General features: G+C 62.9%; 7 protein-coding genes. 5 read left to right on the top strand and 2 right to left on the bottom strand.

What is annotated here, in order from left to right; translation table 11 throughout:
• The coding region (locus ACYP01_RS12005) for a DUF475 domain-containing protein (RefSeq protein WP_459680157.1) at window positions 1–385 on the bottom strand (385 nt) is incomplete at its 3' end.
• 137 nt (window positions 386–522) lie between these two features.
• Window positions 523–1,098, bottom strand: coding sequence for a TerD family protein (locus ACYP01_RS12000; protein ID WP_003941199.1), 576 nt, complete (start codon window positions 1,096–1,098; stop codon window positions 523–525).
• A 243-nt stretch (window positions 1,099–1,341) separates the two neighbouring features.
• On the opposite strand from ACYP01_RS12000, the gene ACYP01_RS11995 reads away from it, so the two are divergent.
• From ACYP01_RS11995 to ACYP01_RS11975, 5 genes are all read left to right on the top strand, one after another.
• The gene (locus ACYP01_RS11995; RefSeq protein WP_007727045.1) at window positions 1,342–2,487 is read left to right on the top strand and encodes a hypothetical protein; all 1,146 of its coding nucleotides are present in this window, start codon (window positions 1,342–1,344) and stop codon (window positions 2,485–2,487) included.
• 92 nt (window positions 2,488–2,579) lie between these two features.
• The gene (locus tag ACYP01_RS11990) at window positions 2,580–3,737 is read left to right on the top strand and encodes an HpcH/HpaI aldolase/citrate lyase family protein (RefSeq protein ID WP_042950575.1); all 1,158 of its coding nucleotides are present in this window, start codon (window positions 2,580–2,582) and stop codon (window positions 3,735–3,737) included.
• Window positions 3,734–5,023 (top strand): phosphoribosyltransferase family protein, encoded by a 1,290-nt coding sequence (locus ACYP01_RS11985; RefSeq protein WP_050655990.1) that lies wholly within the window; start codon window positions 3,734–3,736, stop codon window positions 5,021–5,023. The genes ACYP01_RS11990 and ACYP01_RS11985 overlap by 4 nt, the downstream gene beginning before the upstream one ends.
• On the top strand, window positions 5,020–6,129 hold the full coding sequence (locus ACYP01_RS11980) for a cysteine protease StiP family protein (RefSeq protein ID WP_003941082.1): 1,110 nt from the start codon (window positions 5,020–5,022) through the stop codon (window positions 6,127–6,129). The genes ACYP01_RS11985 and ACYP01_RS11980 overlap by 4 nt, the downstream gene beginning before the upstream one ends.
• Window positions 6,126–6,983 carry a hypothetical protein gene (locus ACYP01_RS11975; protein ID WP_007727039.1) on the top strand — a complete coding sequence of 286 codons (858 nt, stop codon included), beginning with the start codon at window positions 6,126–6,128 and terminating at the stop codon, window positions 6,981–6,983. Before ACYP01_RS11980 ends, ACYP01_RS11975 begins: the two co-directional genes overlap by 4 nt.
• The last annotated feature ends 23 nt before the right edge of the window (window positions 6,984–7,006 follow it).

Below are 7,006 nucleotides of genomic sequence, written 5' to 3'. Positions count from 1 at the left end.
GCGGGTGAGCGTCGGTGAGGATGGTTTCGTAGCTCGGCTCGCCGTTGGCGAAGTACGCGGCGTCGTCCGCAGGCGGGTTCAGTGCGAGGTCGAGTGCAGCTACGGGTCCGAGACCGGATGCAGCCCAGACGATCACGAGCGGGAACACCAGACGCATACCGAAGACGGCGATGATGACGCCGATGGTGAGGAAGATCTTCTGCCAGAATTCACTCATTCTTTGCAGAACAGTGGCGTTGATGACGGCGTTGTCGAAGGAAAGCGAGATTTCCAGAATCGACAGGATGATGACGAGGAACAGTGCCTCGGGTCCGCCGTAGATGAACGCAACGATCATCGCGAGGATCGAAATTGCGATGGATAAACCGAATATTCGCAGTACCACGGAGCGTGGCCCTTTCTAGTTGGTCAATGCAGAGTGGTTACTGCAAGCGGTCTCTCACCGCATCCGAACGTGAAAACGGGGAGGGTTCCACAGACTACTGCGGAACCTTCCCCGAGTCAGCTCGTCGAGAGCGAAGATCAGACGTTGACGCCGTAATCGCGCGCGATGCCCGCGAGGCCGGACGCGTAGCCCTGGCCGATTGCGCGGAACTTCCACTCTGCACCGTTGCGGTACAGCTCACCGAAGACCATGGCGGTCTCGGTGGAAGCGTCCTCGGAGAGGTCGTAACGAGCGAGCTCGTTGCCGTTCGACTTGTCGACGACGCGGATGTACGCGTTGCGGACCTGGCCGAAGGACTGCGAGCGAGCTTCTGCGTCGTAGATCGAAACGGGGAAGACAACGCTCTCGACCTCGGCAGGAACCGCTGCGAGGTTCACGTCGATCTGCTCGTCGTCGCCTTCGCCTTCGCCGTCCGTGTTGTCACCCTTGTGCTCGATCGAGCCGTCGGGCGAACGGAGGTTGTTGAAGAAGATGAAGTGCTGGTCGGAGAGGACCTTCTTGTTCGAGCCTGCGCCGATTGCGCTGGCGTCGAGGTCGAAAGCAGCTCCGGTGGTGGAACGTGCGTCCCAGCCCAGGCCGACGACCACTGCAGTCAGGTTCGGGGCCTCCTTCGTGAGAGAGACATTGCCGCCTTTGGTCAAGCTGACGCCCATTCAGGGGTCCTTTCAAGAGGAGAGACAAGGCCCACTACGACGCGAAGTCGTCTTGGGAGTGTGTTTACCTCCACCACCCTAACCGCAGTTCCGGTGTGTTCGCCGTAACAGCAGAATTACGAACCGAGAAGCGAAGTGCTGGACCCGTAGGATTCAATCGTGGTGGGAAGATGGTCGGAGCGCTTCAATCGGGGGGCAAGAGTGGGGGAGTCGGTCAGTCGTGCGCGGGAGGCGCAGACGGCCATGGTTTCGGCGTTCCTCGACATGGACAAGCGGCAGACCATCGCGTCGGCAGCAGTCGACGCTTCCGCCGAGCTGTACCCCGAGCGAGGGCTGCGCGCTGCGTGGGAACCCGTTCGGGATCGGTGCTTCCAGGCTGCGTCGGACTACCTCGACACATCCGAGCGCTATGGCAACGATCAGGTACTTCACCAGAACCCGAACGGTGCTCGGGCGGCGTTCGAAAAGTCGGTAGCCGAACTCGTCGAGGCGGCGAAGGGCGTCGACGCCTTCTACAACGGGCATCGTGCGCACCTCGAGCAGGCGACGGTCACGATGTCCGCCATTCCCGTCCTCGGCCAGCAGGCCCGAACCCTGGCGAACGCCGTCCGGGAAAAACTGGCTGCCACCGATCAGCGCTATCGCGAGTACCCGTCGGTGGTGACGGCCTCCGAACACCTCGACGACGCGGTTGCAGCGCTCGACAATGCGCGCTCATCCGGTCGCGCCGACGCAGTCCGCACGCGGGCCGAGAGTGTCCGCGAAGCGGTATCGGCGCTCGAGGAAGCATTGGCAGAAGCCCCGTCGACCCAGCACCGTGCCGAGATGACGATTTCCTCGGTCTCGACCAGGTTGTCGGCAGTGCGCACTCGAGTGGACCGCCTGGATCCGGCGTACTCCGCATTGCTGCGCGAGTTCAACGCCGCGAGTTCCGCTGACCTCGTCGACAACAGCAGTCGCAGCCGAGCGCATATCGATCAGGCCGACATCGATCTCAAGGAAGCGAAGCAGTCGCTGGCTGCGGGAAACCCCGAACATGCACTGGCTTTGATGGCCGAAGCCCGCGTGCACCTCGCCGACGCCGAAGCGTGTGCCGACGCCGTGACGGACCGTCTCGCTACTCTGCGTGCAGTTCGGGCAGATCCGAGCCAAAAGGAACGTGAGGTTCGTTTCCGGCTGAAAGACGCCCAGATGTTCGCTGTTAACCAAGGGTTGGTGGCGGAGTGGGGCTCCGTACTCGATGCTCAACTAGCAAGGATCGAGCGAGCGAGTGCGTCACTGTCGGGAACTCATCCGGACTACTGGTCGTATGTATTACAGCTGGACTCGGTATCGACGTTCATCACCGAAGTTGTCGAGAAGATGCGGGCGCGAGCCGGCAAAAACTGAATGGTCGGGCCGATCGGGGGATCGGAGTTGCCCGACGCGTTGTCACAGGGGGTCGTTTCATGGACTTGATTGCGGTTACAGAGAGAAGAGAAATGCAGCACTTTCAACATCTCGAGGATGACGTGCGGGAGCAACTGTTCCTGCATGCGCCTCGATCGTTCGCGGATTCCGACGAGAGGGATCTGCTCGCGATTGCTCTGGGTGCAACTCTCTACGTTCCTGCCACCCGGGCCGGGTTGGCCGACATCGTGGTCAAGCGTGCGTCCGAGGGCGTCAGCTCGATGGTGCTCGATCTCGAGGACGCCGTCGCGGATCACGAGGTGGAGTCAGCGCGAGCGAACGCGGTTGACGCTCTCGACAAGATCGCGTCCACCGACGCCGTCGGCATGCTGCTGTTCGTGCGGGTTCGTGAAGTCGCGGACATCCACAAGGTCGCCGCGTCGTTGACCGAGGGGCGCGCCGCGCTCACCGGGTTCGTCATCCCGAAGTTCGGCAGCGAGTCCGGCCCTGTGTTCCTCGACGCCGTCGCGGACGCATCCGAGTTGCTGGGCAAGCATCTCTACGCGATGCCGGTACTCGAATCACCCGCGCTTGTGCACCGCGATACTCGCGATCTCGAATTGCGCACCATCAGTGGGATTCTCGCGCAACACCGCGATCGAATCCTTGCCGTCCGCATCGGCGCCACCGACATGTGCAGCACTTTCGGCATCCGTCGTGACCGCGATCTGACCATCTACGACGTGCGCGTGGTGGTCGACGTCATCGCCGACATCGTCAACTATCTCGGGCGCGCGGACGGTTCGGGTTTTGTCATCACCGGGCCCGTGTGGGAGTACTTCGCCGATCACGAACGCATGTTCCGGCCGATGCTGCGCGCCACCCCGTTCGAGGAACACGACGCCGTCCGGTTCCGTCAGCATCTCGTCAGCCGCGACCTCGACGGTCTGCTCCGTGAGATCGCGCTGGACCGAGCCAACGGAATCCAGGGCAAGACGGTCATCCACCCGTCGCACGTCGCAGCGGTCAATGCACTGTCCGCTGTCACGCACGAGGAATATCACGATGCCCTCGACATTCTCGGTGCCGACGCCGGGGGAGTTCAGGCGTCCGGCTACCGGAACAAGATGAACGAGATGAAGCCGCACCGCAATTGGGCCCATCAGACTGCGCTCCGAGCTCACGTGTTCGGTGTGACCAACAAGGGAATCACGTTCGTCGAGTTGCTGACGGCGTTGGTCGATCGATGACAGAGCTTGTCCAGTCCAAGGACGTTCCCTGGGCTACAGCAGAATTCGGCTTGGACCTCGTTCACGGTGATTCGTCACTCGGGCATTCGGTGCCCGATCTGGTGATCCCGGGACTTCGGCGGAATCCGCGTCGCGCTCATCTGCTGGTGTCCACCGTGCTGGGAAAGCACGTGCCCACCGAGCCGTCCGTGGTCATCGGCGCTGCCGACGACCTCGGCGATCTGGTGCGGACAACCCTCGGTGAGGGTGTCGACGTCGTCGTTCTCGGGTTTGCCGAAACCGCAACAGGTTTGGGCCACTGCGTCGCAGCTCGCCTGCACGCTCACTGCTACCTGCACTCCACGCGCCGAGACGTACCAGGGGCTACGACGCTCGCCGGATTCGAGGAGGGGCACTCGCACGCCACGAGCCATCTGATGCAGCCGACGTCCGCCGAACTGTTCGAGAACGACCTGCCTCTGGTCCTCGTCGACGACGAGATCTCCACCGGCGCCACCGCGATCGATGCCATCCGGGCGCTGCACGGGCAATGCCCGCGAAGCCGCTACGTCGTGGCCTCGCTGGTGGACATGAGAACCGAGGAACACCGAGTCGCCGGCGAAGCCGCGGCGGCAGAGTTGAATGTACGAATCGACTACGTCTCTCTCGCTTCGGGTTCGACGGTCCTGCCCGACGGCCTGACCGAGCGCGTCACGGCGCTGGATGCTCCGGATCTCAATCCGATCGGTGACCGCCGTGGCACGCTGGCACGGATCGATCTGCCGTGGCCGGCACATGTCCCCGACGGTGGCAGGCATGGCTTTCTCGATGGCGACACCGCGGCATTCGAGTCAGCCGTCGAGGCAGCGGTGTCCATTCTCGGATCGTCGATCGACGCGTCGCGTGCTGTGATCGTGATCGGTCACGAGGAGTTGATGTACCTGCCACTGCGCATCGCTGCGGGCTTGGAAAGCTCTGGGCGAGCAGTTCGTTACCAGACCACGACGCGTTCACCCGCCTACGTCGTTGACGTGCCGGGATACCCGCTGCGTCGCGGGTTCACCTTTTCGGCGCCCGAACTGGGCGAGAACGAACCCCGATACGTCTACAACGCGCAGTGGCCTGATGCGGCGGTCGACGCCCTTGCGTTGCTGGTCATCGACGAGCCCGCCGACACCGATCGGTTGACGGCGATGGACGGAGTGGTCGAGGTGTTGCGGAACTCCGGCACCGACGTCCTGGTCGCCACCGTTCGCGGGGCCGATCCGTCGGCGCTGCGAGATTCCAGAGCAGGGAGCTCGTCATGAACGAACCATTGGTCGGGCCCGAATTCGGTTCGTACGCGCCGGGCGAAGTGAAGTGGCTGCTCAAGGATCTCTCGCACGTGGATCTCGAAGCGGATGTATCCGTGCGCGAGAAGCGTATTCAGTCGGGTGAGGCGCACTATGCCGAGTCTCTCCCCATCGAGTACCAACCCGATCAGGCATACCGGGATCTTTTCGAGACGGTGCTCGCCGAGAGCGCTCCACGGTTGGCGCGCGCTGTCGGGACCGTGATGGACCTGGTCTTGGCCGAGCGGGGGAGTGACATCACGCTGGTCTCACTCGCCCGGGCCGGAACACCGATCGGGATTCTGATGCGGCGCTGGGCCCAGCAGACCCGCGGGTTGACGTTGCCGCACTATGCGGTGTCCATCGTCCGTGGCAAAGGAATCGATTCCGTCGCACTCGATTATCTTGCGCACCATCACGACTCGGAGAACGTCGTCTTCGTCGACGGCTGGACGGGCAAGGGCGCCATCGCCCGCGAACTCGACGCAGCGTTGACGGAGTACCACGAGGCAGGCGGAGCGAAGTTCGACTCCGATCTGGCTGTTCTCGCCGACCCCGGACACTGCGTGCGAACGTACGGGACCCGTGACGACTTCCTGATCGCGTCGGCGTGCCTCAATTCGACGGTGTCCGGCTTGGTCTCACGAACTGTCCTCAACGACACCCTCATCGGGCCCGGCGATTTCCACGGCGCCAAGTTCTACGCCGACCTCGCCGACGTCGACGTTTCCAACAGGTTGCTCGACGTGGTCTCGGCCGAGTTCGATTCGGTTCGCGGCGACGCAGCGGATTCTCTTGCTGCAGTGCTCGATTCCGATCGGACGCCGACCTGGGCCGGTTGGGAGTCGGTGGAGAAGGTGCAGGCCGAGTACGGGATCTCGACGGTCAACTTCGTCAAACCCGGTGTCGGAGAAACAACCAGGGTGCTGCTGCGCCGGCTTCCCTGGAAGGTTCTGGTGCGCGAACTCGAAGCCCCGGAGCACGCACACATCCGGTTGTTGGCACAGGCCCGTGGGGTCCCGGTCGAGGTCGTCCCGGATCTCGCCTACTCGTGTGTCGGCCTGATCAAGGACATCACGTGAGCCGTGTGGACACCGCTGCGTCCCAGGTCCTGATCGCCACGGATCTGGATCGCACGATGATCTATTCGCAGGCCGCGATCGGCGGCGATCCCAGTGGCTCCGACCTGGATTCGGCACCGAGCCCGCTGTGCGTCGAGTACTACAACGGCGGTCCGCTCTCGCACATGAGCGTCGAATCGATCGAACTGCTGACCGCGCTCAGCTCGCGGGTTCCGGTAATTCCGACGACGACCAGGACCATTGCGCAGTTCCAGCGGATCGATCTTCCCGGCGGACCGTGGAAGTACGCGATCACGAGCAACGGCGGAAACATCCTCGTAGACGGCGAGGCCGATCGCGACTGGCGAAACGAGATCGACCGTTCGACCCGTAAGTCCGGCGCCGAGTTGCCGCAGGTTCAGGCGGAACTGGAATCGCGGATCGACTCGAGTTGGGTCAGCTCCATTCGTGTTGCCGACGACCTGTTTCCATACCTGGTCGTCGATCTGGCCGTGATGCCGAGTGATTTCGAAACCGAATGGAATGGGTGGTGCGTGACGCGGGGCTGGAATGTCTCGCGTCAAGGCCGCAAGATCTACACGATGCCCGACGCGGTCTCGAAGTCACGAGCGCTGGCAGAGGTGCGCCGCAGACTGGTCGAGTCGGGTGATCTGGATCAGTCCGCCGTCGTGATCTCGGCTGGTGACGGCGCATTGGATGCGGACATGCTCGAATACTCCGATTTCGCGATCAGGCCCAGGCACGGTGAGCTGGAAGAACTGAATTGGCAACGGCCGACCGTTACTGTGACAGAAAGGTCCGGTATCGCAGCGAGCGCGGAGATCTTGCGGTGGTTCTCTTCCGCGCTCGGGTAATACACGCTCTCTATGAAGGGGAT

Source organism: Rhodococcus sp. no. 34 (genome assembly GCF_054589475.1).
The sequence above is the reverse complement of the archived record's forward strand: the minus strand, read 5'-3'. Positions and strand labels throughout refer to the sequence as shown.